The organism is Nitrincola tibetensis (assembly GCF_003284585.1).
Lineage (GTDB): Bacteria > Pseudomonadota > Gammaproteobacteria > Pseudomonadales > Balneatricaceae > Nitrincola > Nitrincola tibetensis.
In genome coordinates, this window is sequence record NZ_QKRX01000031.1 from 1 (window position 1) to 3,739 (window position 3,739).

Genomic DNA, 3,739 nt, shown 5'->3' on the forward strand with positions numbered 1-3,739 from the left:
GGCGGCAATAACTTACTCAAGATCGCTTGTTTACGTTCTTCACTATAACTTGGCACGAAAAAGCCTTAGCGCCCCAACTGGTTAAATTTTAAGTAGTGACAACTATCCTGCCAGAGGGGGCACTATTGAAAACAAAGTTGAAGCGGCCTACCGGCGTGGTGATCTCTTTGAAAAAATGCGGGAAATGATGCAGGCCTAGGCTGATTACATTAATAAATAGTCGGCCTTGTTATCTGACTAAATTGGTAGTCTGCTAAAAAAACTCGTTACAAGTGTACAATCTAATTGATTTCTAGTGCGGTCGGTAGGAGTTTGATAATGTGCGCGTGACCGTCGGTACAGAAACTGAAAGACCAATACTAGACGAGGGAGTATTCAATAAAGAACTGCTGCCAAAACACCTCGGCAGACCCTGACAATGTCGAAAAGAACTCAATTTGGGTAGCCAATTACTCGTCCGGTAAACGGGCAAAAAATAGTCATTGGCAAGCGTCGAATGCATGATGGAACTTAGCGCCCATACCATAGATTACCAGAATCTCAGCCCCCTCGTTTCCAATGGGGTATCAATAAAAGCGTTACAGGGGTTGCCATTGTGCTAAGCAACTATAACGGCACGCGCGTGAAATGCTTTACGTAAACGTTTTGCTCCGGCTGGGCGTGATTCTATAGCAGCAAACGAGCATCATGAATCTATAGCTCGCCACCAACGGCACCTAGTTGAATTATCATTGTTCGCCGTAAAGATATAAAAAAGCCGCCAATTAGGCGACTTTTATAATTCGATATTGATGATTACGCTTCGGGCGACTCCCCAGCAGCACACCTTCCTCTTAACTCATGCAACACATCGTATCGCCATAGCAAGGGCTCTTCCTTGCCTTGATTGTGGAAATCTATCCAGCTCTCAACACATTCCTCTATATTGATGTCATCAGGGTTTTCAATAGTCCCTACATCATCGATATAAACAGATCGGATCAGCTCACCTGTATTGGGATCATACTCTCTTTCAGCTCCTCCAGCAGTCCCATAAATATAACTCCGCTCTAGAGTTAGCTCACCAGTTTCAGCATCGTATTGTTTCTCATTTCCATGAAGCGTCCCCTGTTCATAAGTTCTTTCTAGTATCAACTTGCCTGTTTCAATGCTATAAGCTACTACAGAACCATCAATTACACCTTGATCATAACTTTTCTCAAGGATCAGATGATTATTAGCATCATCAGAATACCTCTTAAAAGAGCCCATCGCCTGCCCCAGCTTTAAGTTCTGTATTAATACAGGCTTAGAAGTTATTAATCCATAACCAATAAACTCACCATCAATCTTGCCATTAACTAAATTGCCTTCCGCAAGCTTATTATGATTTTCGTTTTTTAAACTGTAGATTATAAAAGGACCGTCTAATTGACCCTGCTGATATGTAGCTTCCAATATTGGTAAATTATTGCTAGCTGTATTACAACTCATGCTACCATGTAGATAACCTTCCATAAACTTGGCTTGACAGATTGCATACCCCCCCGCTCCATGGACCATGGTTAATATAGACCCTTGCAACATATACTTATGTGTTGATGAATCACCTGTTACTTGGTTAGCACTGGCAGCTAGACCCACAAGAGGGCTTACATTTACAGAAGAAATAGGGAAGTCTGTTATTACTCCGGTAAAAGCTTCATTTTCATTACCTGCAAATACCTTTCCTTGATAAATTTCTGCATTTCTAAAGCTAAGAACCCTTTCAGGCTCCTCAACTTCACCTGAGCAAGCGCTTAGACTGAACACAAGAGGCAAGCTCAAAAGCGTAAAAAATTTTCCCACGGCCCCAATCTCAATTCTTAGTTTATTTAGGCACACTTATAAACCATCAAAATATTATTCGCAATTATTTCACTTAAGAACCATAGTTCTTCCAGCTGATAGCATTCAGCCTGATTTTCCATAACCCCCTCGCGCACCGACATTTCAAGCCGCTTCCGTCGACCTATCGACGGCTGAACTTTCTTGCTGATATCAGCATTTCCAACGAATGAAATACACGGCCTAAGTAGGGACTCATCACTTATATGGACCCACCCGTTTATTGCAAGAGCGTTTTAACTCGATTGAAGTAGATTGCACGCTTATATCCGGCCTCTCAGTTTGGGCGTATCCACCCAGGCCATTATGAGATGTGCTCTTGCTGTTCTTATCTACTACCCGACTTCATATTGAGCCATAGTGATGACCAGATTTTCTGGCAAGTCGATCTTATCTTTCGTGTCTTAACGTTCTGCGCAACTCTTTGGTTAGGTTTAACTTTATTGTAAGCGCCAATCGAACCACCGCCTATTCGAACTGAAGCCAGTCCGATAACCTCACAGCTTTCAACGCTAGGAGGTTTCCATGAGAAAGCACCGCACCAAAGCCGAATGGCTGTCATTGATTAACGAGTTTGAGCAAAGCAACCAGAGCCAAGCTGAGTTCTGCTCAGCGCGCGGATTAAATCCCAAGTACTTTAGCCTACGCCGGATCAAGCTGAAAGCCATCTCGCCGAAGGGTCCCTTTGTGGAGGTGAAGCCAACCCCTGCGGATAAGACCAGCGTCATCATCCAATATGGTACGGTTAAACTGCACCTGCCATCGACCAGCACGCAGGCTATTGTGCAACTAGTGAAGGCGCTGGCCGCATGATCCAATGGCAGGAAGACATCACAGTCTATCTGCACCGTGAGCCAGTGGACTTTCGCAAAGCCATTAATGGCCTCAGTGTCATTGTTCAGGATACGATGTCGCTGTCACCGTTTGAAAAAGCGCTGTTTGTCTTCTGCAATAGAAAGCGCACACAACTCAAGGTGCTGTACTGGGATGAGACTGGCTTCGCTCTCTGGCAAAAGCGCCTAGAGCGCGACAAGTTCAAATGGCCTAGACATTGGGACAGTGATCCGGTGGTCATCGATCATGAGCAGTGGCAATGGCTGTTGCGCGGCTTTGATATTACGCAATTAAAACCGCACAAAGCACTCTTTTATCAAGATGTTGCTTGATCCTTTTTGGAGAGTTTTTTGGTAAAATAGCGGCATGAAAAACGCCGCCACTTTACAAGAAGAAAACGCCCAACTCAAAGCGCAGCTTGAAGAGAAAAACGCGCTGTTGCAGTCGCGTGAGCGACGTATCCAAACCTTGGAAGAACTGATTAAACAGTTCAACCGCAAGCAGTTTGCCCCCAGCAGTGAAAAGCTCACCCAAGATCAACTTGATCTTGGGTTGTTCAATGAAGCGGAATCCTTAGACGATGTGGAGGGCGAGCAAGACGCCGCCTCTGATACTGCAAACACCGTAGAAGCGTCCGCTCATACACGCCGCAAGAAGCCCCGAGTGAGCCTCCCGGCACACTTGCCGCGTGAAGACGTGTTTTACGAACTACCGGAATCAGAGCGGGTCTGTCCACACGATGGTACCCAGCTCAAGGCCATCGGCACAGAAGATCACGAACAGCTGGAAATCATTCCGGCACAAGCCAAGGTTATCATTCACCGCCGCCAGAAATATATCTGTCCCTGCTGTGAACAACACCATGCCATTGCCTGCAAGCCTAAACAGCCCATCGAAAAAAGTATCGCAGGCCCTGGGTTACTCGCCTATGTGGCCACACACAAATATTGTGATGCATTACCGCTGTACCGCCAGTCGGAAATCTTCAAACGAGCTGGACTGGAATTGAATCGTACCAACCTGGCCAACTGGATGGTAC

4 protein-coding genes are annotated in these 3,739 nt (G+C 45.5%); 3 read left to right on the forward strand and 1 reads right to left on the reverse strand.

From position 1 onward, the window contains the following. Positions 1-795: 795 nt before the first annotated feature. Entirely contained in the window at positions 796-1,827 is a 1,032-nt protein-coding gene (locus tag DN062_RS18295) for a toxin-antitoxin system YwqK family antitoxin (RefSeq protein WP_133256784.1), read from the reverse strand. A gap of 564 nt (positions 1,828-2,391) precedes the next feature. On the opposite strand from DN062_RS18295, the gene tnpA reads away from it, so the two are divergent. The 3 genes from tnpA to DN062_RS18310 all read left to right on the forward strand — a co-directional run. Further along, complete coding sequence (gene tnpA / locus DN062_RS18300; RefSeq protein ID WP_112160729.1) at positions 2,392-2,679, forward strand: IS66 family insertion sequence element accessory protein TnpA; 288 nt, start codon at positions 2,392-2,394, stop codon at positions 2,677-2,679. After that, on the forward strand, positions 2,676-3,032 hold the full coding sequence (gene tnpB, locus DN062_RS18305) for an IS66 family insertion sequence element accessory protein TnpB (RefSeq protein ID WP_112160730.1): 357 nt from the start codon (positions 2,676-2,678) through the stop codon (positions 3,030-3,032). The genes tnpA and tnpB overlap by 4 nt, the downstream gene beginning before the upstream one ends. 34 nt (positions 3,033-3,066) lie before the next feature. Continuing rightward, positions 3,067-3,739 (forward strand): IS66 family transposase (locus DN062_RS18310; protein ID WP_156460571.1); only part of this gene is annotated, 673 nt, incomplete at its 3' end.

Bases quoted from the DNA above. Each gene is read 5' to 3' on its own strand.
- tnpA (WP_112160729.1), top strand. From the start codon at position 2,392: ATGAGAAAGCACCGCACCAAAGCCGAATGGCTGTCATTGATTAACGAG.
- tnpB (WP_112160730.1), top strand. From the start codon at position 2,676: ATGATCCAATGGCAGGAAGACATCACAGTCTATCTGCACCGTGAGCCA.